The sequence below is a fragment of the Actinomycetospora callitridis genome, from assembly GCF_028737265.1.
Classification (GTDB): domain Bacteria; phylum Actinomycetota; class Actinomycetes; order Mycobacteriales; family Pseudonocardiaceae; genus Actinomycetospora; species Actinomycetospora callitridis.
In genome coordinates this window covers 1-20,708 of the sequence record NZ_JAQZAK010000008.1, presented here as the reverse complement: position 1 = coordinate 20,708, position 20,708 = coordinate 1, and the positions used below count along the sequence as shown (strand labels likewise).

At 72.3% G+C, this 20,708-nt stretch carries 23 protein-coding genes; 12 read left to right on the top strand and 11 right to left on the bottom strand.

Features of this window, described 5'->3' with window-relative positions; all coding sequences use genetic code 11:
• Window positions 1-13 precede the first annotated feature (13 nt).
• Window positions 14-376 (bottom strand): STAS domain-containing protein, encoded by a 363-nt coding sequence (locus PH191_RS22005; RefSeq protein ID WP_274196776.1) that lies wholly within the window; start codon window positions 374-376, stop codon window positions 14-16.
• Between the two features lie 197 nt (window positions 377-573).
• Here PH191_RS22005 and PH191_RS22000 point away from each other — a divergent pair, with 197 nt between their 5' ends.
• Both PH191_RS22000 and PH191_RS21995 read left to right on the top strand, forming a co-directional pair.
• A complete protein-coding gene (locus tag PH191_RS22000; protein ID WP_274196775.1) occupies window positions 574-1,050 on the top strand; it encodes a phage holin family protein in 477 nt (158 codons plus the stop codon).
• Window positions 1,051-1,165: 115 nt separating this feature from the next.
• Window positions 1,166-1,597, top strand: coding sequence for an STAS domain-containing protein (locus tag PH191_RS21995; protein ID WP_274196774.1), 432 nt, complete (start codon window positions 1,166-1,168; stop codon window positions 1,595-1,597).
• Between the two features lie 634 nt (window positions 1,598-2,231).
• Here the strand turns inward: PH191_RS21995 and PH191_RS21990 are convergent.
• From PH191_RS21990 to PH191_RS21975, 4 genes are all read right to left on the bottom strand, one after another.
• Window positions 2,232-3,398, bottom strand: a complete 1,167-nt coding sequence (locus PH191_RS21990; protein WP_274196773.1) for an adenylate/guanylate cyclase domain-containing protein — start codon at window positions 3,396-3,398, stop codon at window positions 2,232-2,234.
• A 294-nt stretch (window positions 3,399-3,692) separates the two neighbouring features.
• Window positions 3,693-4,457 carry a GAF and ANTAR domain-containing protein gene (locus tag PH191_RS21985; RefSeq protein WP_274196772.1) on the bottom strand — a complete coding sequence of 255 codons (765 nt, stop codon included), beginning with the start codon at window positions 4,455-4,457 and terminating at the stop codon, window positions 3,693-3,695.
• Window positions 4,458-4,480: 23 nt separating this feature from the next.
• Window positions 4,481-4,831 carry a hypothetical protein gene (locus PH191_RS21980; RefSeq protein WP_274196771.1) on the bottom strand — a complete coding sequence of 117 codons (351 nt, stop codon included), beginning with the start codon at window positions 4,829-4,831 and terminating at the stop codon, window positions 4,481-4,483.
• 216 nt (window positions 4,832-5,047) lie between these two features.
• Window positions 5,048-5,692: an alpha/beta hydrolase family protein gene (locus PH191_RS21975; protein WP_274196770.1), complete on the bottom strand. Its 645-nt coding sequence runs from the start codon at window positions 5,690-5,692 to the stop codon at window positions 5,048-5,050.
• 307 nt (window positions 5,693-5,999) lie between these two features.
• On the opposite strand from PH191_RS21975, the gene PH191_RS21970 reads away from it, so the two are divergent.
• On the top strand, window positions 6,000-6,791 hold the full coding sequence (locus PH191_RS21970) for an SDR family NAD(P)-dependent oxidoreductase (protein ID WP_274196769.1): 792 nt from the start codon (window positions 6,000-6,002) through the stop codon (window positions 6,789-6,791).
• A gap of 34 nt (window positions 6,792-6,825) precedes the next feature.
• Here PH191_RS21970 and PH191_RS21965 read toward each other — a convergent pair whose 3' ends face one another.
• A complete protein-coding gene (locus PH191_RS21965) occupies window positions 6,826-7,428 on the bottom strand; it encodes a TetR/AcrR family transcriptional regulator (protein ID WP_274196768.1) in 603 nt (200 codons plus the stop codon).
• A 108-nt stretch (window positions 7,429-7,536) separates the two neighbouring features.
• On the opposite strand from PH191_RS21965, the gene PH191_RS21960 reads away from it, so the two are divergent.
• Window positions 7,537-9,585: a fatty acid desaturase gene (locus tag PH191_RS21960; RefSeq protein ID WP_274196767.1), complete on the top strand. Its 2,049-nt coding sequence runs from the start codon at window positions 7,537-7,539 to the stop codon at window positions 9,583-9,585.
• Window positions 9,586-9,637: 52 nt separating this feature from the next.
• Here PH191_RS21960 and PH191_RS21955 read toward each other — a convergent pair whose 3' ends face one another.
• Window positions 9,638-10,177, bottom strand: coding sequence for a winged helix-turn-helix transcriptional regulator (locus tag PH191_RS21955; RefSeq protein ID WP_274196766.1), 540 nt, complete (start codon window positions 10,175-10,177; stop codon window positions 9,638-9,640).
• Between the two features lie 57 nt (window positions 10,178-10,234).
• Between PH191_RS21955 and PH191_RS21950 the strand changes: the two genes are divergently transcribed.
• From PH191_RS21950 to PH191_RS21940, 3 genes are read left to right on the top strand one after another with little or no spacing between them, the layout of a single operon-like run.
• Window positions 10,235-10,879 (top strand): DUF6230 family protein, encoded by a 645-nt coding sequence (locus tag PH191_RS21950; protein ID WP_274196765.1) that lies wholly within the window; start codon window positions 10,235-10,237, stop codon window positions 10,877-10,879.
• Window positions 10,879-11,274, top strand: coding sequence for a DUF6114 domain-containing protein (locus PH191_RS21945; protein ID WP_274196764.1), 396 nt, complete (start codon window positions 10,879-10,881; stop codon window positions 11,272-11,274). Before PH191_RS21950 ends, PH191_RS21945 begins: the two co-directional genes overlap by 1 nt.
• The gene (locus PH191_RS21940; protein WP_274196763.1) at window positions 11,255-11,827 is read left to right on the top strand and encodes a hypothetical protein; all 573 of its coding nucleotides are present in this window, start codon (window positions 11,255-11,257) and stop codon (window positions 11,825-11,827) included. The genes PH191_RS21945 and PH191_RS21940 overlap by 20 nt, the downstream gene beginning before the upstream one ends.
• A gap of 47 nt (window positions 11,828-11,874) precedes the next feature.
• Here the strand turns inward: PH191_RS21940 and PH191_RS21935 are convergent, their stop codons facing one another.
• Both PH191_RS21935 and PH191_RS21930 read right to left on the bottom strand, forming a co-directional pair.
• Complete coding sequence (locus PH191_RS21935; protein WP_274196762.1) at window positions 11,875-12,567, bottom strand: response regulator; 693 nt, start codon at window positions 12,565-12,567, stop codon at window positions 11,875-11,877.
• Complete coding sequence (locus PH191_RS21930) at window positions 12,564-13,739, bottom strand: sensor histidine kinase (RefSeq protein ID WP_274196761.1); 1,176 nt, start codon at window positions 13,737-13,739, stop codon at window positions 12,564-12,566. Before PH191_RS21930 ends, PH191_RS21935 begins: the two co-directional genes overlap by 4 nt.
• Window positions 13,740-13,981: 242 nt before the next feature.
• Between PH191_RS21930 and PH191_RS21925 the strand changes: the two genes are divergently transcribed.
• Window positions 13,982-14,368, top strand: coding sequence for a DUF6223 family protein (locus PH191_RS21925; protein ID WP_274196760.1), 387 nt, complete (start codon window positions 13,982-13,984; stop codon window positions 14,366-14,368).
• Window positions 14,369-14,594: 226 nt separating this feature from the next.
• Here PH191_RS21925 and PH191_RS21920 read toward each other — a convergent pair whose 3' ends face one another.
• Window positions 14,595-15,233, bottom strand: a complete 639-nt coding sequence (locus PH191_RS21920; protein ID WP_274196759.1) for a maleylpyruvate isomerase family mycothiol-dependent enzyme — start codon at window positions 15,231-15,233, stop codon at window positions 14,595-14,597.
• Between the two features lie 64 nt (window positions 15,234-15,297).
• On the opposite strand from PH191_RS21920, the gene PH191_RS21915 reads away from it, so the two are divergent.
• Both PH191_RS21915 and PH191_RS21910 read left to right on the top strand, forming a co-directional pair.
• Window positions 15,298-15,732, top strand: coding sequence for a MarR family winged helix-turn-helix transcriptional regulator (locus PH191_RS21915; protein WP_274196758.1), 435 nt, complete (start codon window positions 15,298-15,300; stop codon window positions 15,730-15,732).
• 291 nt (window positions 15,733-16,023) lie between these two features.
• Window positions 16,024-17,058, top strand: coding sequence for a hypothetical protein (locus PH191_RS21910; RefSeq protein ID WP_274196757.1), 1,035 nt, complete (start codon window positions 16,024-16,026; stop codon window positions 17,056-17,058).
• 226 nt (window positions 17,059-17,284) lie between these two features.
• On the opposite strand, the gene PH191_RS21905 is transcribed toward PH191_RS21910, so the two are convergent.
• Complete coding sequence (locus PH191_RS21905) at window positions 17,285-17,530, bottom strand: DUF397 domain-containing protein (RefSeq protein WP_274196756.1); 246 nt, start codon at window positions 17,528-17,530, stop codon at window positions 17,285-17,287.
• Between the two features lie 391 nt (window positions 17,531-17,921).
• On the opposite strand from PH191_RS21905, the gene PH191_RS21900 reads away from it, so the two are divergent.
• Both PH191_RS21900 and PH191_RS21895 read left to right on the top strand, forming a co-directional pair.
• Window positions 17,922-18,755, top strand: a complete 834-nt coding sequence (locus PH191_RS21900; protein ID WP_274196755.1) for an SAM-dependent methyltransferase — start codon at window positions 17,922-17,924, stop codon at window positions 18,753-18,755.
• A gap of 93 nt (window positions 18,756-18,848) precedes the next feature.
• Window positions 18,849-19,742 (top strand): helix-turn-helix domain-containing protein, encoded by an 894-nt coding sequence (locus tag PH191_RS21895; protein ID WP_420791837.1) that lies wholly within the window; start codon window positions 18,849-18,851, stop codon window positions 19,740-19,742.
• The last annotated feature ends 966 nt before the right edge of the window (window positions 19,743-20,708 follow it).

Below are 20,708 nucleotides of genomic sequence, written 5' to 3'. Positions count from 1 at the left end.
CCGGTCCGGGTCCTCAGACCTGGTCGAGACCGGCGGCGGAGAGCCACCCGCGGGCGATGGGGCTGCCGAGGTGGAGCAGGTGGAGCCCGACACCGGCTTCGCGGGCGCGGGCGCACACGACGGTGAGGACCTCGACGCCCTCGTCGAGGCAGGCCGGGACTCGGCCCACGTCGATGACGAGCACGGTCGGCTCGGCGTCGAGCTCGCCGTGCAGGCAGCGGCTGAGCCGTGCCGCATCGTTGGGACCGATCGTGCCGGCGACGGTGACGATGACCCCGCCGGCGGCGGCCACGCGCCGGACGTCGATGGTGGCGCCGAGCGGTGGCGAGGCCGGTGCCGCCGGGTCGATGTGGGTGTCGGGTCGGAACGTGGTCATCGGCTCCCCAGGAGGACGATCGGGCGGGACGACGCGAGCGCGCCGAACGGCTGGGGGGCTCAACCAGGACGCCTGGCTACCCAGCCCGTCGGGCGCACACTCCAGGTCGACGCTCGCGGCACAGCGGTGCGCCGACCCCGTCCCGTCGTCCTCCGGATCGGTTCGCCCGATGCCGTTCGCCGGGTAGCCGTGGCGTCATGACCGAACAGCAGCAGTCGCCCCAGGCCGGCATCGCGGGAGCGCTGACCGACCTCTCCGAGCAGACCCGGATCCTCGTCCGCGGCGAGATCGGCGCCGCGCAGCGGGAGACCTGGGGCAAGCTCAAGGCCACCGCCCCCGCCCTCGGCCTGCTCGGTGGTGCGGGCGTCCTGGGGCTCGCAGCGTCGGCGTCGGCGTACCGCGCGAGCCTGCGTCTGCTGGAGCGTTGGCTCCCGCCGTCGGGTGCCGCGCTCGTCGCCACCGCCGTGTACGGCAGTGGTGCCGCCGCCGTGGGAGCGATCGGCCTGCAGCAGTTGAGGACCCTGCCGATGCCCTTCCCCGCCGAGACCATGGCCGAGACCGGTGCGCTGGTCGAAGAGACCGCCGCCGAGGTCCGTCGCGGCGCGGGAGGGGCGTCCGAAGGGCTCGCCGGACGTTCCGAGGGCCTGATGCCGAGCGATCTGCCTCGACCCTGAGGTCCGGCCCTCGAACGGCCGGGACGGGAGTCGGGCCGGCCGTCGTGGGTAGCCCAGGACCACGAGCCGTTGAGCGAGCAGCGACCTCCTCAGAAGTCGAGACCCAGGGGTCCTGATGATCGTCGACACCGTGGTGCGCGAAGCGATGCGCACCGGCACCACTGAGCAACGGCGCCGTGCCGCCGTGGCCGAGGCCGTCGACGAGGCCCTCGCCGGCGCCCGCTCGGGGCGCGCGGTGATCGCGATACGCCGGTTCGACGACGGCGCCCTCGTCGTGGCGCTGGGCGGGCACATCGACCACGCGACGGTGCGCGACATCGACGCGGTCCTCCGCGAGGTGCACCACCTCGCGAGCCGGCACCTCGTGATCGACCTGACGGCCGCCCGCAGCTGCGACGCCGGCCTGGCGCGGGTGCTCGGCCACGCGCGCATCCGTTGCCTGGTCGCCGAGGCCGCCGTGACCGTGCTCAACCTGCCCGACGAGCTCCGCGACGAGTACGGCCACCAGATCGGCTGCCCGGCGATCCCGGGCCCACGAGCCGGGTGACGACCAGGCGACTCCTCCTGAGCGTTCGTCTGCGCCGCGACGAAGGGGTCCTCACCGGGCACCTGCCGGCGGTCGGCGTCGGCGAGAGATGACGTCGTCGGTCTCGCACCGCGCGCCGGCCCTGGTGCGGCCACCACGCACCTGGTGGAGCACGCGCAGCAGGGATCGGCTGCATCCTCGGAAGCCCGCGAGGTCGACGACCAGTTCGATGCCCGCGAGGTCCTCCAGGTGCCGGGTGAGGGCGTGAAGGCGCGCGAGCCCGTCGTCGTCCGGCGTCCCGACCAGCGCCACCGCCAGACGACCTCGGGAGAAGCACCGCAAACCGATCGCCAGCACCTCGGGTCCTCTGTCACTCGCGGCAGCTCGCGCGTCCGACAGCGCCTTCTCGAGAGCCCGTTGTCGACGCCGATCGAGGGCACCGACCTGGTCCGCCGACTCCGGTGCGCGCTCGGTCGATGCCACGGCGTCTCCCTGTCACAGCGGGCCACGCGTCGGTCGCCCAGCTCGGAGACGGCGGAGGGTTTCACCGTCGACGTTCGACCCACGGATACCCGCACCTCGCGGTGCGGCATGCCAGCGCAGAGGTTCGGGACGGGGCCGGTGACCGCCCGTGCCGGCCGACGTCACCGGGAGGTCAGAGCAGGTCGGCGACGGCGACCGACCCGGCGTCGCGCTTGGCCTTCTCGTCGACACCCTCGATGTCGGCGATCGCCCGGTAGACGACCCGGGACGGGTCGAGGCCGAGCGCCGCGACGTCCTGCTCGTCGAGCCTCTCGACGAGCGCCTTCGACGCCAGCACCTGCCCGCCGGCGGCGCACTGCTCGATCCGCGCCGCCTCGTTCATCTCGTCGCCGAGGGCGGTGATCTCGAGGCGGCCCTGGCTCGCGACCTGGCCGACGTAGAGGCTCGGCCCCCAGTGCACGGCGATCTTCAGCCGGCAATCGTCCGGGTCGATCGGCAGGCCCTCGTCCGCCAGGCCGCCGGCGACCTCGCGGACGGCCTCCGGCAGACCACGCGCGGTCTCGAGCGCAGCGCGCGCCGCCCCGGAGGCGGAGTCCAGCTGCTCGGCGAGGAACAGGGCGCTGACGCCGTCGCCGGCGTGCTTGCCGACGATCCCTCCCCGCTCGGCCACCGCCGCCTCCAGCGCGGTCCTGATGTCACGGACCAGCCGGAAGTAGACCGAGCTCGGGAGCCGCCGCGACAGCGACCCGGAGGCCCGGAGGTCGGCGAACAGGACCGCGGCCGACCGCTGACCGGGACGCACGAGCGCGGCCATCCGCTCGTGCATCGCCCGGTCACCGCGCAGCAGCAGAGCCGCCGTGCTCGCGGGCACGTCGAGGGTGTAGACGACGAGGTAGCCCAGCAGCTCGCCCGCGGCGTCGTGGACCCGCTCGGTGAGGTAGGTGAACCGGCCGAAGAACTCGTCGCGTGCGAAGTCGACCGTCGAGGTCCAGGCAGGCGGAGCGGGCCGAGGTTCGCAGCCCCGGAGCGTTTCCGCCGCGTCCGGGTCGAGCATATCGGCGAACTGCTCGGCGCCGCCCCCGGCGTCGTGGAGCAGGAAGGGGCCGTTGAGGCGCAGCCACCGCTGCGCGCTGTCCTGCGTGATCGTGCCCCGACCCAGGGCCCTCCCCCGCGCCGCGAGGACGTGGCCGCCCACGCCGACCTGCTCGGCGTCGCGCTCGCCGTACACCGCCAGCAACTCGTCGGACACCCAGACCAGGTCCCAGCGGTGGTCGAGCAGCTCCGCCGCCCAACCGTTGGCGTCGAGCTGCTCGGCGAGCTCCTTCAGCTGCTGGTTCATCCCCGTGACAGCCCGGGTTCCGCCGGTTCTGGACGGGGAGCCGCGGACGGCGTCTCGGTCCGGACGTTCATCGGCGAGGCTCCTCGACTCTCGGTGCGGGGTCGGTGCCCGGGGGAGCACACGCTAGCCCGACACATGGGCAGCAAGCAGGGCGCGGTGGACGCCCCGCTGGTCCCGCCGCTCCGGCGCTCACAGCCCCGCGAACGGATCGGTGACACCCCAGGCGTGCGGGAGGAGCACCTCGACGCCGTCGGCCCTGCCCCGCTCGGTCAGGAAGGCCGCGGACCGCTGACGTCAGCGTTCCGGCGAGCCCGTGGTGTCAGGAGGACCATCGGCCGCCTGGTCGAGACGCAACCGGTGGGCCAGGACGTCCGAGGCCGCGTCGACGAGCAGTCGGCTCTCGACGAACGCGTGCCCACGCAGCCGGTCGAACGCATCATCGGTGGACAGGCCGAGCTGCTCGGCGAGCATGCCCGCAGCCATGTGCACCTTGTCGTGCCCCGCCACCTGGACGCCGAGCCGTCCTGCCGAGACCTCACGCTGGACCTGGGCGGCGGTACCGGCCGGATCCTGGAGGCTCAGAAGCACCAACGCCGCGGTCTGGGCCAGTTCTCCCCCGGCGGCGAGGGCCTCGGGACCGAGGGGGGCCGGGGTCGTGCGGTAGGTGCTCAGCGTGCCGATCCGCAGCGACGCGAACCGCACCGGGAAAACGAACACCGCCCGGGCGTGCGAGTGCTCCACCACCCGGGAGACATAGATCGGCCAGCGCGAGCCGGCCGTGCCGTCGAGGTCGGGCAGCAGGACGGGGACCCCGAGGTCGAACGCCTCGAAGCAGGGTCCTTCCCCGAGGCTGTACTGCAGCTCCTCGAGCTCGGCGGCGGTCTCGTCGCTCGCGCACAGCGTCTCCCGGTGGCGGGTACCGGTGATGGTCGAGATCGCCGCGCCGTCGACCAGCAACGCCTCCGCCGTCGATCGGCACACGACCCGCATCGCCTCCACGGGATCGGAGCCGCGCAGTGCGAGCGCCACGGCGTCGCGCACGCCGCTCAGGTCCGGCAACGCGTCCCTCCGCGCCTCATCGGTCACCGGTCGCGCCCGGTGTGGTGGGCGGACTCGATCAGGCGCAGCGCGGTGCCGTCGGCCTCCGCGCGCTCCGCAGCGGTCGCGAGGACCTGCCCCAGCGCGTCGTCGCCGCCACGGAGCCGGTTCGTGTCGACCACCATCCTCGCGGGCGACGCGTCGAGCTCCGTGTGCAGATGACAGCTGAGCAGCGCGACGTCACGGCACCCGAAGTCTCCGTGCAGGGTGATGACGACACCGTCGACGTCGTCGTGACCGACCTCGACACGGGCGTGGCGCGCGTCGGGCTGCGCGTCTGCTCCGCCGTCGTCGACAGCGCGACGGGTGCGGACGGTGGGCGGTGAGTCGGTCAAGGGACTCCGGACCTCGAGGCGATTCGGCGGGCAGCCGAGGGGCGAGGCTGGGGTATCAACCAGGACGCGGAACCTACCTCACGGTGCGTGCCGCAGCCCGGCCGACGACGACGCCGCGTCCGGCCGGTGGTGCCCGACCACGGGGTCGGCCCCACACCCGCGGGGTCGCGGTGGTGGAGGCCTGGGGCGCAAGCCCCCCGGGGGGTGACCGGGAGTTCAGGCGCCCAGCGGGAGAGCCGCGGTGTCCTCGGGACGGGCGGCGTGGTCGTCGAGGGCGACGGCCACGGCGCGACGGGCGGCTGTGCCGGTCAGCAGGCTCAGGTGCCCGCCGGTGACCTCGACATTGCGGGCCGCCGGGTCGATGCTCGCGTGGGCGGGGACGGTCCGGTCGCCGCGGCTGTAGATGCTGGTGAACGGCATCCCGTCCGGCAGGGGGCGGCGCAAGGTGCCGCGGAAGTCGCGACAGCACGAGCCGGTCAGGCACCGCAGGGTCGCCATCCCGGGCACCCCGAGGGTGCCCGCGGCGGTGACCATCGCCGCCGCGGCCAGCGTGGGCAGGCCCAGGCCGTAGAGGTCGAACGGAGCGCCCAGGGTGATCAGGCCCGCGACGTGGCCGGGAGCGGCACCGGCGACGGCGCGGGCGAACTGCCCGCCGCGGCTGTGCCCGACCAGCCACACTGGGGACCGCGTGCGCTCGGCGGCCGCGACGGTGTGGGCGCGCAGCGCCTCGACGGTCGAGCCGGCGCAACCCATCCCCGCCCCGCCGGTGACCGGCGTGACGTCCCACCCGCGGGCGGTGAGCCACCGGTTCATCGGTTCCAGCACCGGGTCGGTGGTGGCGAAGCCACCGACGAGCACCACCGCACCACCCCGACCGGACTCGACCGAGCTCCGTCCACGCGGGTGCTGGTCGTGGTCGTCGGGACATCGCACGACCGCTCGGCCCAGAGTCTGCAGGACAGCGGTCATCATCGAGTCGAACACGCAGGGGTCCTTCCGGCCGCGGTGACGATGCGGCTGCGGAGTTCAACCGGCGCAGGGACTGGGCTACCCGCCGGAGCCGGAGGCAGGAACGTCCGTCCTCGCCGAGCGCGCGGGGTCACGGTGACGGCGCTCGGTCGCCCCGTAACGTGCGGCGCCTTCAACCATGCGACGCAGGGGGACGCAGATGCGACTGGAGGGCGCCGTTGCTCTGGTCACCGGAGCGTCGACCGGTATCGGCGCGGCGATCGCGGTCGATCTCGCCGCACGGGGAGCAGTGGTGCTGCTCGTCGCCCGCAACGCCGAGACGCTCGCCGAGCGGGTCGCCGACATCGAGAGCCGGGGAGGTCGTGCGGAGGCCTTCCCGGCCGACGTCGGAGACCGCGAGCAGGTCCTCGCCCTCGGCGCCGCGGTCCGCGAGCGCGTCGGGGTCCCCGATGTCGTGGTCAACAACGCCGGAGCGGGTCGCTTCCTCTATCTCGACGAGACCGAGCCCCGCGAGCTGGAGAGCATGACGGCCGTCCCGTACTCGGCCGCGCTGCTGGTCACCCAGGAGTTCCTGCCGGACATGCTCCGGCGCCGCAGCGGATGGCTCGTGAACGTCAACTCGCCCGTCTCGCGGATGCCGTGGGCCGGCGCCACGGGCTATGCCGGCGCGCGGTGGGCCCTGCGCGGGCTGACCGCAGCGCTGCGACAGGACCTGCGCGGCACGGGGGTCGGGGTCAGCGAAGTCGTGCCGGCCAAGGTCCACAGCGAGTACTTCGCCAACAACCCCGGCGCCGAGGAGCGCGTCCCCAAGGTCGACGCCTTGATCCCCCCGCGGACACCGGGTCAGGTGGCCGGCGCGGTCGTCCGGGCGATCGAGGGAGAGCGTCGCGAGGTGCTGTTGCCCTGGCAGCTCAGAGCCTTCGACGTGGCCGGACGAATCTTTCCCCGTCTGGCCGAGAGGGTCGTCGCGGTCACCGGCCATCAGCGGTGAGGGCCACCGATGGTGCTCGCTGACCGCCACGCGCTCAGCCGGGCGGGACGGCCGCCCGGGTGAGCCATTGAGCCTGCAGGACGGCGAGCTCGGCCGGGCCGGTCGGTTGGGTGAGATGGCTCAGCACGAGTCGCGCGAGCCCGTCGACGTAGGCGTCGAGGGTGGCCGCGGTCAGGCGCGTGTCGAAGCCCAGCGTGACCATCTCGGCGGCCAGGGCCTGCTTGGCGCGGATGAGCACCGCGTCGGGGCGTGCGGTGAGCAGCGGGAGCAGGCTGTCGCCCCGCGAGTCCTCGGCGTGGAGGATCGCCTTGAGCAAGGTGTTGTCCGCGCCGTGGTCGAGGGCGTGCCGGACCGCGGCACCGACCCCGGCCACCAGGTCGGTGGGGTGGGCGCGTAGCTGACCGGAGGTCACCGCCAGGAACTCGTCGGTCTCCCTGCTGACCAGGGCGTCGCCGAGGTCCTGCTTCGTGCCGATCTCGTTGTAGAGGTGTTGGCGGCTGATCCCGGCCCGGCCGGCGACGGCCCCCATCGTGAGCGCCGACCAGCCGTCGGCGGTGGTGATCGCCCGTGCGGCGTCGAGCAGCCGATGGCGCAGCTGCGCACGCATGTCGTCGCGGAACGTCCCGGGACCCGCCATGACGGCACCTTACATCTCAGGGCAAGATGTCTTCTCCGTTGACACTCTGCGGCCAAGTGTCAAATACTCTCCGGGTCGCGATCGATCACCAGGCGTGAGGAGGAGTCGATGTCGACGACCACCGACCCGTCCGACGAACGACGGGTGCTCAGCGAGGACGAGTCCCGGGCGATCCGCCGTGGCGTTCCGAATCCCCGGGTGCCGATGCCCGCGGTCGCGCTCCCGACCCTGGGTCTGTTCTTCGGGGCCCTCGCGCTCTGGGTCGGCGCCACCTGGCTGGTGCTCGCCGATCTCAGTCCCTGGTGGCTGGTGCTGACCATCCCGGTGCACGCCGTGGTGACCTTCCTGATGTTCACGGTGCTGCACGAGACCGCGCACCTGGCCGGCGGGCGGCTCCGCTGGGTCAACGAGGTCCTCGGCCGCCTGTCGATCGTGTTCGTCGCCGCGTGGGCGTCGTTCCCGGTGCTGCGCTTCGTCCACATCGAGCACCACCGCAACACCAACGAGGACCGCTTCGCCGACCCCGACGCCTGGTCGGAGCTGGGGCCGTCGTGGGCGCTGCCGCTGCGGTGGATGACCCAGGACCTGTACTACTTCTGGTTCTACTCCCCGCTGATCGCCCGCCGACCGCGCGCCGAGGTCGCCGAGCAGATCGGTGTGCTCGTGGCGGTCGTGGCCGCCTTCGCCACGATGATCGTCACCGGCCACGGCTGGGAGCTGCTGGTGATCTACGTGATCCCGCAGCGCCTCGGCATCGGACTGCTCGCCTGGTGGTTCGACTGGCTCCCCCACCACGAGCTGGAGGCGACCGCATCGTCGAACCGGTTCCGGGCCACCCGCGTCCGGGTCGGGTGGGAACGGGTGATGAACCCGCTGATGCTGTACCAGAACTACCACCTGGTGCACCACATCCACCCGACCATCCCGTTCTATCGCTACGTCCAGGCCTGGCGGCGCGCCGAGTCCGACTACCTCGACCGCGGCGCCCCGATCTCCACCGCCTGGGGGAGCGAACTCTCGCCCGCCGAGTACCGGGCCTGGCGCCGGATCACCGACAACATCGACCGGGACGCCGACCTGCCGCGCCGGCCGCACCGGCTGCGCGTGGCCGAGGTCCGTCGCCTCACCCCCGACGCGGTCTCGATCACCTTCGACGTGCCCGGCGAACTGCGCGAGACCTTCCGGTTCCTGCCCGGCCAGAACGTGGTCGTCGGCGCGGAGATCGACGGCGAGCACGTCCGCCGGAACTACTCGATCTGCACGGCCGCCGGGTCCGGGGTCCTGCGCATCGCCGTCCGCCTCACCGAGGACGGTCAGTTCTCCACGTACGCGAACACCCGCCTCGCGGCCGGCGACGAACTGAGCGTCACCCCGCCCGGCGGACAGTTCACCCTCACTCCCGACCCGGAGGCACGCCGCCACATCGCGGCCGTCGCCGCGGGCAGCGGGATCACGCCGGTGATCTCGATCCTGGCCAGTGCCCTGGCCACCGAGCCCGGCAGCCGTGCCACGCTGCTCTACGCCAACCGCGACGCCGGATCGGCGATGTTCGCCGACGAACTGGCCATGCTCACCCGCCAGTTCGAAGGCCGCCTCGAGGTCGTCCACTTCCACTCGCGAGCCGAAGGGCGGGACGGCGGCCCGACCACCACCGAGCACGAGGACGTCGTGCCCGCCCGCCTCGACGCCGATCGGCTCCGCCACCACCTGCGCGATCCCCGCCTGCAGAGCGCGGAGTGGTTCCTCTGTGGCCCGTCGACCCTGCTCGACGACGTCGAGTCCGTGCTCGAGGACCACGAGGTCCCCGCCGATCAGGTCCACCGAGAGCTGTTCGTCGCTCCTGACGACGACCTCGACGAGGACGACCTCGCCGACGTCGTGCCCGCCACCGTGACCGTCACCAGCGGCGGAGAACAGACGGTGGTCGAGAGCGAAGGCACCGCCTCCCTCCTCGAGACCGTCCTCGACGGCGGCGTGGACGTGCCCTACCTGTGCACCGGCGGCATCTGCGGCACCTGCCGCGCCACCATCACCCGCGGCACCGTGCACATGCAGCAGAACTACGCCCTCTCCGACGACGACGTCGCGGGTGGCGCCGTGCTGACCTGCCAGTCGCGCCCCACGAGCCCGGAGGTGGCGGTCGACTTCGACCGGTGACGGCCGAAGGGCGGACGGAGCGCCGGACACCCCTGGGGACGGCGGTCGTCCCCTACGAGGTGTCGGTGGTGCGGACCTCGCCACGTGGGTGGAGATGCCTCGGTCCGGGTCCCTGCTCACCGGCCGGCGGGTGGTTCAGGCCGGCGCGGGCCGGACCGGGCAGGGCCGTGACGTCGCCGGGCCCGAGGTGATCGCCGCAGCTCGTGCAGGTCAGGAGAGTGCGAACGGGGCCGCCGCAGCCGGTGTGCCGGAGCAGCCGGGTCGGGCCGTCGGGGTGCGGATAGTAGGTCTCGCCCCATTCCAGGAGTCGCGCGAGCACATCGAGCAGTTCCGCGCCCTTGGCAGTGATCCGGTACTCGTAGCGCTGCGGATGCTGCTGGTAGAGCTCCCGCTCGATGAGCTCGTGCTCTTCGAGGTGGCTGAGTCGGCGGGTCAGCACGCTGCGGGTGACGCCCAGGCTGACCACGAGATCGTCGAACCGCACGAGGCCCAGGAACAGGTCCCGCAGGATCAGCAGCGTCCAGCGTTGCCCGACGACCTCGAGGGCACGCGCTGCCGCGCAGACCTGGTCCTCGTAGTCGCTCCCCAGCACGACCGCGATCCTAGACCCCGAGTCGCGTGACGAAACGCACTCGCTACAGTGCGTCGCATGATCGAACCCGCCACCGAGCAGATCGAGATCGGCGGCAGAGGCGAACCGGAGGCAGGCCACACGCGCCGCGCCCGCCTGCTCGCGCTCTCGGGGCTGGGGATCGTGCTGATCGCCGGCCTCCTCCTCGCCATGGCTCAGGGCGCCATCGCGGCGTCGTTCACGATCGCGGGGGTGGCTGGCAAGCTCTCCGCCGATCGCTTCGTCGCCCAGGGGGTCGCCCAGTACCCCGCGGTCGAGCGCACCGAGGAGGCGGCCGTCCCCGTCTTCACCTCCGGGTTCCGGCAGGCGCAGGCGGCGAACTTCTGCTTCTCGGTCCCGGTGGGCGACCTGCCCGGCGTCGGACCCGTCGTCCTGCGCATCGCCACCCCCGGCGCTGAAGGCTTCCAGGCCGACAACGTGCTCACCACCGCCGAGCAGATCGACGGAGATCTCGTGCAGCGCAACGTCGAGCTCGGCCGCGACGCCGGCGAACTGGACAAGGGACCGGCCGACGCGACGGGCCGGCCGGGCGGGTTCGGCCAGCAGTCGGACACCCTCGAGGCGACCAACCTGCGCATCGTCACCCGCTCGGTCACCGCCGGCACGCTTCGGCTCAACCAGGCCCGGATCGCCCTCGGGGCCCGGGAGCGGGAGTGCTACTGATGGGGCCGGCGACACGCACGTCCGGGTTCCGACGCTGGCGGCGCACACGCCCGTTCTGGGGCGGGCTGGGCATCCTGGTCGGGGCGGCCGTCGTGCTCGCGATCCCCTTCGTCACCCTGCGCATCGGCGAGCTCGTCGTGTCGCTGTCCACCCCGGGAGGCTCCGCCGCCACCCTGGTCGCCGCGGTGCTGGCCTGCTGTGGATGCGCCGCCTGGTGGCGCCCGGAGTTCAAGACCGCCACCGGGGTCATCGCCATGATCGCGGCGCTGGTCGCGGTGGTCACCACCAACCTCGGCGGGCTGATCATCGGCAGCCTGCTCGCCGTCCTCGGCGCGGCAGCGACGCTGGCCTGGACCCCGACTCCCCGGTCACCCCGTGCTGACCCCCGCCCCTGACGTCACCAGCAGGTGGACGGCGACCGGGCTGCGGATCGCGGCCTGCGTCCTGCTCGTGGCGCTCGGCCTGCAGACCGACACCGCCACGGCCGGCGCCGCGCCGAGCCCCGGACCAGCCGGCGAGTTCACCCTGTCCGCGGCCGAGATCACGATCGACGGCCTGCGCATCGAAGGGGCCGGCCCGGCACCGGGCGATCCCCGGCGGCGGACGACCCTGCGCCTGAGCGCACTGCAGGCCGTGGCCCGACAGCTCGCGGTGCAGGCCTCAGCGCCGGCCGGACGGCTCGCGATCACCTGTCCCGCGAACTGCCGTGTCGCGGGGCGCCCCGCCCGGCTCTACGTCCTCGAGCTCACCGCCACCCCGGTCGTCGCGGGCATCCCCACCGTGCCCATCACCCTCTCGCCGACCTTCCCGCTCCCGCCGCCGGACGCCCTGGGCATCCTGCAGCTCCCGCGACTCACCCTCCGCGACCTGCGCGCCCGGCTGACCCTCGTCACGAGCGACCTCGTCGCGACCCCCGCGACACGGATCGACCTGCTTCCTCGCGGCTGACCGCAGCGAACCACCAGCCGACCGACGGTCCCGAGGGCGGATCGCCGTCACGACGAGGGATCGGGCGGAGCGACGAGGTGGTTCTGGTAGGCGATCACGACGAGCTGGGCCCGATCGTGGGCGCCCACCTTGAACATCGCCCGTCCGACGTGGGTCCTCACGGTGGCCCGACTGATCGTGAGTGCGTCCGCGATGTCCTCGTTGCTCAGTCCGTGAGCGACGAGTCCGACGATCTCCCGCTCGCGCGCCGTGAGCTGGTCCAGGACCGCGTGGTCGACGCGCGGGGTTCCCGGACGATCGACGAGGCGTGCCACGAGGCGGCGCGTCAGTCCCGGGGACAGCAGGGCTTCGCCACCGGCGACGACCCGTATCCCGTGGAGGAGCTGGCGGGGTTCGGTGTTCTTGACCAGGAAGCCGGCCGCTCCCACGCCGAGAGCCTCGATCACGTACTCGTCGTGGTCGAACGTGGTGAGGACGAGGACGTGGACACCGGCCAGCCCGGGATCGGCGGTGATCTCCCGTGTCGCGGCGAGCCCGTCGACCCCGGGCATCCGGATGTCCATGAGCACGACGTGGGGACGGGTCCGGCGTGCGATCGCGACCGCGGCCGCGCCGTCCCCCGCTTCGCCGACCACCGTCATCCCGGGCTCGGCATCGATCAGCACGCGGAAGCCGCCCCGGACCAGCGCCTCGTCGTCGGCGATCAGCACCCGGAGGAGATCGTCGTCGGTGGACGTCACCGGGCCTCCGGGACCGGGAGCTCCGCACAGACCTCGAAGCCGCCGTCGGGGTGCGGGCCGGCCGTCAGCGAGCCGGCGAGCGCGCGGGCGCGCTCGCGCATGCCGTCGATGCCCTGTCCCCAGACGTCGGTTGCCGGAGGCGCGGTGCCGTCGTCCCGGATGCGGAGGGTCAGCCGGGACGGCCGGTGCTCCACCGCCAGCCACACGGTCCGGGCGCGGGCGTGGCGGATCACGTTGGTGAGCGCCTCCTGGACGATCCGGTAGGCGGCGAGGTCGACGGGCACCGGCAGCGCTCGTCCGTCGACGTCGAGGTCGAGCTCGACGCGCAGGCCGGCCCCCTCGACGGTCTCGAGGAGTGTCGGCAGCCGGTCGAGCCCCGAGGACTGCTCGACGTCCCCGCTCGGGGTGCGCAGGGCCCCGAGGACGGCCTTGACGTCGGCCAGGCCCGCGTCGCAGATGGCCTTGATCGCCGCGAGGGCCTCCGCGGCCTGGCCGGGGCGCTGCTCGAGGACGTGCAGACCGACGCCGGCCTGCACGCTGATCGTCGCCATCGAGTGTCCGACCACGTCGTGCAGCTCGCGGGCGATGCGCAGCCGCTCCTCGGCGATCAGGCGGCGGGTCCGCTCCTCGCGGAACGACGTCTCCCTCGCGAGCTCGGCCCGCGTACTCGTCAGCAGGGCCCGGTAGTAGCCGACCGCCGCCCCCGCACTCCCCGCGGTGGCGGCGAGCAGGACCGCGATCGGCACCACGCCGACGGTGGCGACATCCCCGAGGACGACGCGGATCGCCAGGATCTGGACCCCCGCCGTGAGCGCCGCGCCGGCCAGGCCCCAGCGCCAGCCACGGTCCGCGGCGAGGGCGTAGCAGCCGACCAACGGAGCCAGCGCGACGAGCCGCCCGGGATACGGCCCGACGAACCAGAGGAGAACGACCGCGTTGAGCCCGACGAGCGCCGCGACCGGGTGTCGGCGACGGATGCCGAGCGCGCCGGCCAGTGCCGCCGCGAGGGCGAACGTTCCGACGTCGAGCGCGCGTGCGTTCGTCGTCGACGCCGGGCCGATCCCCGCGAACGCGGCGACGAGGACCACCGCGGCCACCGTGACGCCGAGACCGACGTCCACCGCCGTCGGTGTCGGGCGCCGACGCGCAGCCCCGAGCGCGGTGTCGCCCATCGGTCCGCCTCCCCGCTCGAGCCCGGGGTGCGCGGCCCGTTCCTCATCCTGCGCGTGATCGAGGGGAGCACGCGTCCGCCCGGGGACGTGCTCCGGCCGTAGCGCTCCCGCCGTAGGTCCTACGCCCAGGAGCCGACCGTACGGCGGGCACGGCAGACCGAACAGACGCCCGCAGGCCGATGCCGGCGGGGTCGCCACGCGCGCACCCTCGGCTCCGTGCTCCCGACCTGGAAGGACTCCTGATGCTCAACGACGTGATCACCGCGCTCCGGGCCACGGACATGCCCCTCGCCGCCGCCGGCTACGAGCTCGGCGTCGGCCGGACCGTGCCGACCACGGCGGCGGTGGTGGGACTGGCCGCCGTGGTCGTGGGTGTGCTGGGCCTGGCTCGCCCGGGCGCGCGCAGCAGGCCCCTCGCGGCCCTGGTGCTCGGGCTGGTCGCCGCACTCGTCGGCGGGCTGCACGCGGCGAGCGCCGCCGGCGGCCTCGGCACCGGCAACGGTCTGGCCGGGGCTGTCGTCGCCGTGGTCCTGGGGCTGATCGGCGCCGCTCTCGGTGGGCTCGCCCTCACGCGGTCCCGGTCCTCGAACGGCCGCGGGACAACGTCGTCGGCGGGAAGTAGTTCCTGATGTCGGGGTCCCGAGGGTAGGCCGCGGCTCCTAGCGTTCTCGGTGGCTGGCCGACCGGTTCCTGGCTCTCGGATCGGGAGGGCAGCCACCCACTGCCTTCTCGGCCACGCGACCGCATCGCACAGTCAGACGCGGCGGGGCGGGGCATCGCGGAGGCGGGCACGGAGTTGAGTGAGGGGCGTCCCGTCGGGGCGCCCCTCACTCCTCGCCGGTGCCGATCTCTCTTCTACGGGTGCGATGCCAGGTGCCGCACGCCTGCACCGTGGAGGCCGGGAAGCGCCGCCTCGGTGCGTCCGGTGAGCAGGAACAGGAGGTCGCGGATCGGTCCGCGCACCGGTTCGCCGTACCCCCGCATCCAGTCGGTGTCGGTGGCGGCGAGCTCCAGCCCGCGCAGCCGACGCCGGGCCCAGAACGGCCAGCCCATCCTCCAGACACGGTCGGCACCCTCGCGAGCGCCTTCCGGCGGCACGTCGACCTCGACGCCGAGGGGCACGGCGACGTCCTGCACGTGCACGATCGTGTCGAACAGCAGGTTGTCGACCGTCGTGATCGCAGGCCTGCGTCGACTGGACGCGACCGCCCGGAGCTCGCCCGCCAGGGCCGGCCCGAGCCGCTCGGCGTGGCCCACCGCCGAGGTGCGGTTGACCTCGTCGAAGTCGCCGCGAGCGCGCAGGGCCGACGCGAGGATGCGGGGCAGGCCCGGCGAGCACGGCGTGAGCGCGACGTGCGCGGCGACGTCGCGCACCCTCCAGCGCGCGCACAACGAGGGACGGTCGAGGTCCCGGTCGGACAGCCCCGTGAGCACGTCCGCGAGAACGGTGCGCTGGCCGGCGATCGTCTGCCACTTCTCGTCGACGTCCATCATCGATCCCGTCAGAGAGACTGACCAAAGAAGACAGAGTCTCTTACTTTCTCGTAGGCTCGTCAACGTGACGGAGGAGCTCAACACCGGGCTGCTGCTGTACCTGCCCTACCGGGCGATGGAGACGCGGGTGTTCGAGGAGCTGGCTGCGGCCGGCTTCGACGACATCACGCCGTCCCAGGCGCGCGTGTTCCAGCGCATCGCGCCGGAGGGCAGCCGGCTCAGCGATCTCGCCCGGCAGGCAGGGATCACCAAGCAGAGCGCCGGCTTCCTCATCGACCAGCTGGAGCGGCTGGGATACGTCCACCGCGTGCCGGATCCGGGTGACGGGCGGGCCCGGCTCGTGCGGATCGCGGAGCGGGGTCACCGGAGCGTGGAGGCGTCGCGCGCGGTCGTCTCCCGGGTGGAGGCCGAGTGGGAGACCCACCTCGGGGCACGCAGGATGGCGCAGCTGCGCCGCATCCTCGCCGACCTCCGCGAGATCACCGATCCCTGGCGGTAGTGCCGGGTTGCACCCTGGAGTGATGGCGCCGTCGGCGCCGGCGGAGGTCGTGGCCTGCAGTCGTGATCTTCGAGGCGGTGGCTGGGGTCGCCCTCCTCGACGCTGACCTGCCCACCCGTTCGAGCCTGCGTTCCGTTCGAGCGATCAGGCACGTACGGTCTGCGATCACTCACCCGATGAAGTGCGTCTTCTGGCAGGCTTCCTGGGCTGTTGGAGGACTTCTAGCCTTTCTCCATGTCACGGCGTGTGCATCTCGTGGGGAGCTGGCCGGGGGTCACGGCCCACGCAGCCATGCGCGAGATGGCCCAGCGGTGCGGCGGTGTGCTGACCTCTCTCCCTGACGGAGAGACCGGCGAGCGCGAGCGCTGGATCGCCAACATCGCCGAGAGCCTCCGCACGCATCCCGACCTCGATGTCCGGCGGGACGGCCACTGGACCTCCTACGACGACAGGCTCGACTTTCGTGTCCGTCGAGGGCACCGCCTCCGCGGCCGCGACCTGGACCTCCAGCACGTCGAACCCCACCGAGTCGGTCGACGCGTCCTCGACGCGCTGCACGCCGAGGGGGCTGTGCCGGCCGATCTCAGGTTCCAGGTCGGGCTGCCCGGCGACCTGGACCTCGCGACGTTCCTGATGGGACGACGGGGCGGACAGGTGCACCGGCGGGCGTTCACCGACGCCTTGCTCGGCGAGATCGAGGAGATCCACTCAGCAGACGGCTCCGAGGTCGTTTTCCAGCTCGAGATCCCACTCGAGCTCGTCCTCGTCGCCACGGCGCCTGGGCTGCTGCGTCCGGTGGTCGCCAGGTGGCTCGCCGCCGGCATCACTGAGCTCGCCCGCCGCGCCCCGGTCGGCGCGCGGTTCGGACTGCACCTGTGTCTCGGCGACCTGCAGCACCGGGCCCTCGCCCAACCGGAGGATGCCGGCCCGGCGGTGATGCTCGCCAACGCGATCGCGCGGCGCTGGCCGGCCGGGCGTCCTCTGGATTACGTCCACATCCCGCTCGCGGCCGGCGAGGAACCACCGTCACTCGACCCGCGGGCCTACGATCCCCTCGGGCGGCTGCGGCTTCCGGTCGGGACGCGTCTGGTCGCGGGATTCCTTCACGAGCGACTGCCGTCCGAGGAGCACCGGGCGATTCTGGCTGCGGTCGAGAACGTGGTGGGCCACGAGGTGGACGTCGCGGCGTCGTGCGGTCTCGGCCGACGCGGGCACGAAGCAGCCGTCGCCACGGTCGATCGGGGCGTGGAACTCTGCCTGGTCTCCGCCGTAGGTGTCCCGCGAGCCCGCGGAACGACCAAGGCACCAACCCGAACGCCGTCGTGACCGCACCGAGTGTCCAAGGTGCCCCCGACGCGTGAGGTGCGGGGCGCGCGAAGAGGTGCGCAGGGCACGGTGTTCCAGACACGAGACCCGACCCCGGGAGGCCCGATCCCGGGCCGGCCCGCTCGTCCTGGTCGAACTGCTCGCGCCGCGTCCTCGAGGCAGGACACCGCCGACAGCGTCTTCCCCGGGGATGACGAGAGCGCCTGACCTCGGCGCATTCGCCGTGTCAGGAGATCAGGTCGTCGAGCTCACCGGCCTTGATCGCGTCGACCAGCCTGGCGATCTCCATCGCGGCACACGTCAGCATCGGACCGTGAGGGTCCTTCGAATCCCGCACGGCGATATGCCCGTCGGGCATGCGGGCCATCTCCACGCACGCCCCGTTGGGGTTGCTGCGGCGGCTCTTCCGCCATGCCAGGACCGGTCCTCCGGCGTCGACGATCGGTCCGGACCCCGGTCCGTCGTGCGGCATCTCTCTCCTCCCGAGGTACCCGCGCCTCACGGTTGCGGTGCGCGTGCATCTGAGCGCTCGTTTGCGGTTGCACCGACCGTCGATCCGGCGACGCAGCGTGTCAACCGGCACGCGGCGGGGTGCTCCCCGCACGCGGTGGATGGTCTTTCGCCTCCCCTTTCTCGCCGGTCCGGGTCGGCGGAGCGATCGGGGTTGGTTGTGGTGCGCGTGATCCGCCGCCCGCCCAGGTCGTCGATGTCGGCCCGGCGTCGACGGCTCGGTCCGGCGAAGAGGGCGGTGGTCGTTGAGCACCAGCCGGCTCCTCCAGTGCCTGCGAGGCCGAGGGTGTGCCAGTGCCGCGGGTCGCTCGATAGGGTCACTGTCGGTACTGATGAGCAGAAGGGCGGAGCCCATGACCAACCCGAGCCAAGCTGCGACCGGAGGAGCGAACTCCTCCGCAGGGGTGATCGATACTTCCGTCCCTTCGATCGCCCGGGTCTATGACTATCTGCTGGGCGGCAAGCACTACTACGACGTGGACCGGGTGGCCAGCGAGGCCATGATCGACGCGGTGCCCGAGACGACGTTGCTCGCCGCGGCGAACCGCAACTTCATCCGCCGCGCCGTGCGGTTCCTCGTGGGCGAGTCCGGCATCGACCAGATTCTGGACATCGGCTCCGGCCTGCCGACCGCCGGCAACGTCCACGAGATCGCCCAGGAGATCAACCCGAACACACGGGTCTTGTACGTGGACAAGGACCCGATCGTGCTCGCGAACGGCCGAGCCCTGCTGAGTGCCAACGAGAACACCGTCGTCATCACCGCGGACCTGCGGGATCCCGAAGCCATCTTCGAGAACCCCGAGACCCAGCGGCTCCTGGACCTGAGCCGGCCCCTTGCTGTGATCCTCGGTGGCATCCTGATGCACATCGAAGACGAGGAGAACCCGCACGGAATCGTGGCGATGATTCGCGATCGGCTCCCGTCCGGCAGCTTCCTGGTGCACTCCGGCTGTGCCGACCCGGGCGAACCCCGTGCCCGCGAGCTCAACCAGATCTTCCACGACTACAACATGGGCTCTCGGTGCTTCCGACCCACCGCGGAACAGGCCGACTTCCTGAAGGGACTCGAGCTCGTCGAACCCGGCCTCGTGCCCTGCAGCGAGTGGCGACCCAGCTTCGACTTCCCCGACCCGGACAATCCCGCGCACCGGATGGTCATCGGGGCCATCGGCCGGAAGCCCTGAGGCCCGGCCGACGCACGGTTCAGCGCCCTGCTGCCCCAGGCCACGCTGATCTGGCACACTCTCGCCAACCCTTGCACACGGGCGGTGGTCATCATCGGTGAAGCGGGTTGGCCCGGCCACCAGCAGAGCCTGCGGGCGAGTGGCGGCGGCCCGACAGTGCTCCGCATCCTCGTGGGCACTCAACTACGGCGGCTACGAGAACAGTGCGGCATGAGTCGGGCCGCCGCGGCCGACCTCATCCGGGGGTCGGAAGCCAAGATCAGCCGACTCGAGCTCGGGCGGACGGGATTCAAGCAACGCGACGTCGTGGACCTCCTCTCGGCCTACGGGGTGACCGAGGACGCCGAGCGGGAGGCCGTCCTGGGCCTGGCCCGGCGGGCCAACGAGCCGGGTTGGTGGCAGTCCTACAACGACGTCATGCCGGGCTGGCTGGAGATGTACGTCGGCTTGGAGCAGGCCGCATCGGTGATCCGCAGTTACGAGCCCCAATTCGTCCCCGGGTTGTTGCAGACCGAGGCCTACGCTCAGTCCGTGATCGAGCAGGGTCAGGTTGCACGGCCAGCCGACGTCAAAGAGCGGGTCGCGTTACGCATGCGGCGACAGCATCTCCTCAACAACCCAGGCGCACCCGACTTCTGGGTCGTGATCGACGAAGCGGTCCTGCGACGGACCATGGGCGACACCGAAGTGATGCGCAGCCAGCTGGACCACCTCTTGTCGATGATGAAGCGGCCGCGGGTGACCGTTCAGATCATCCCCTTCACCCGTAGCGGCCAGGTGGCGACCGGTGGGCCGTTCACGCTACTGCGTTTCGCCGAGCCCGACCTGCCCGACATCGTTTACCTCGAGCAGCTCACCAGCGCCTTCTACGTGGACAAGCGTGAAGACGTCGAGACGTACCTCGAATTGATCGACCGGCTGAGCGTGACCGCGCTGACGCCCGAGGAGAGCGCTGACGTCGTGGCTGCGGCCCGCGCCACCCTCTGACCCGTCGTCTGGGCTCATCCGGCGACACAGAGGCCACCAGCGGGGACCGAGATCCTCTAGATCGGGTGGATGGCCGCGGCCCGAACCGTCTTCTCACGACGGAGAGAGCGCTCGCGGGCAGTTTCCCTGAGCTTGCAGCTGCACACGACGATGGTTATGCTCCTCTCAGATGCACATGCACGGGGCGCTCGGCGGAGGTGAGCAGGGTGCGATCCTTCGCCGACGTGAGCACGCGCCTCGTGGGGCCCTTTCGTGCGGAGTCGCCCGCCGTCTGCGACGGGTGCGGTGAGTAGCCATGCGCGGCGCGTATAGCGGCCACCACCGTGCGACTCGGCGACCCGAACTCGTCGAGCTGACGTGCGCGCTCGACGGCAACTCGCATCTGGTCGGTCTCGACGTCTTCGCGGCAGCCGCGCGATCGCGGAACGGGGTCTTCCCGGCGGTGTGCGGCCACGAGGTCATGGCCGTCTCGATGTCGACTCCACCCGGTCCCCTGTGCCGGCCATGCAGCTCGTTCTGAGCTGAACGCCCTGGAGGGCGCGATCACGCGACGACGCCCGCGTGCCCGACGGAGGTCCTGGGTCCGCTAGCGGGCCGATGTCACGGCAGACCTTGCCTGCACCGGCGGGCGCCGGTCGATGCCGGCGGGTGTCATTCGAGGGAGGTGACGTCACGGTGCCCCGACGGTGCGCGCCCGTCCGATACGTATCCGGCCGGGCCGATGACACCGCGTGGTCTCGCGGGGGACGCCTGCGCGGTGGCGGCGCCGGGGATGCGCAGCCTCCACGTGCACCCCGGTGATCAGGACGGTGGGCCGCGGCCATGACCGCCGGACCGGAGCGGACCGGAAGCGGAGCGACCAACTGCGAGGAACGACCAGGCGAACGCGACCACTCCCACCAGGGGGTCGCTTAGCTGCCACTTCTGCTCAGGTGGCCCTGGCCCCACAGGGCACGATCTGGGGTG

Bases quoted from the DNA above. Each gene is read 5' to 3' on its own strand.
- PH191_RS21930 (WP_274196761.1), bottom strand. From the start codon at position 13,739: ATGGGCGACACCGCGCTCGGGGCTGCGCGTCGGCGCCCGACACCGACG.
- PH191_RS22005 (WP_274196776.1), bottom strand. From the start codon at position 376: ATGACCACGTTCCGACCCGACACCCACATCGACCCGGCGGCACCGGCC.
- PH191_RS21970 (WP_274196769.1), top strand. From the start codon at position 6,000: ATGCGACTGGAGGGCGCCGTTGCTCTGGTCACCGGAGCGTCGACCGGT.
- PH191_RS21960 (WP_274196767.1), top strand. From the start codon at position 7,537: ATGTCGACGACCACCGACCCGTCCGACGAACGACGGGTGCTCAGCGAG.
- PH191_RS21965 (WP_274196768.1), bottom strand. From the start codon at position 7,428: ATGGCGGGTCCCGGGACGTTCCGCGACGACATGCGTGCGCAGCTGCGC.
- PH191_RS21920 (WP_274196759.1), bottom strand. From the start codon at position 15,233: ATGATGGACGTCGACGAGAAGTGGCAGACGATCGCCGGCCAGCGCACC.
- PH191_RS21945 (WP_274196764.1), top strand. From the start codon at position 10,879: ATGGGGCCGGCGACACGCACGTCCGGGTTCCGACGCTGGCGGCGCACA.
- PH191_RS21925 (WP_274196760.1), top strand. From the start codon at position 13,982: ATGCTCAACGACGTGATCACCGCGCTCCGGGCCACGGACATGCCCCTC.
- PH191_RS21995 (WP_274196774.1), top strand. From the start codon at position 1,166: ATGATCGTCGACACCGTGGTGCGCGAAGCGATGCGCACCGGCACCACT.
- PH191_RS21950 (WP_274196765.1), top strand. From the start codon at position 10,235: ATGATCGAACCCGCCACCGAGCAGATCGAGATCGGCGGCAGAGGCGAA.
- PH191_RS21905 (WP_274196756.1), bottom strand. From the start codon at position 17,530: ATGCCGCACGACGGACCGGGGTCCGGACCGATCGTCGACGCCGGAGGA.
- PH191_RS22000 (WP_274196775.1), top strand. From the start codon at position 574: ATGACCGAACAGCAGCAGTCGCCCCAGGCCGGCATCGCGGGAGCGCTG.
- PH191_RS21900 (WP_274196755.1), top strand. From the start codon at position 17,922: ATGACCAACCCGAGCCAAGCTGCGACCGGAGGAGCGAACTCCTCCGCA.
- PH191_RS21910 (WP_274196757.1), top strand. From the start codon at position 16,024: ATGCGCGAGATGGCCCAGCGGTGCGGCGGTGTGCTGACCTCTCTCCCT.
- PH191_RS21990 (WP_274196773.1), bottom strand. From the start codon at position 3,398: ATGAACCAGCAGCTGAAGGAGCTCGCCGAGCAGCTCGACGCCAACGGT.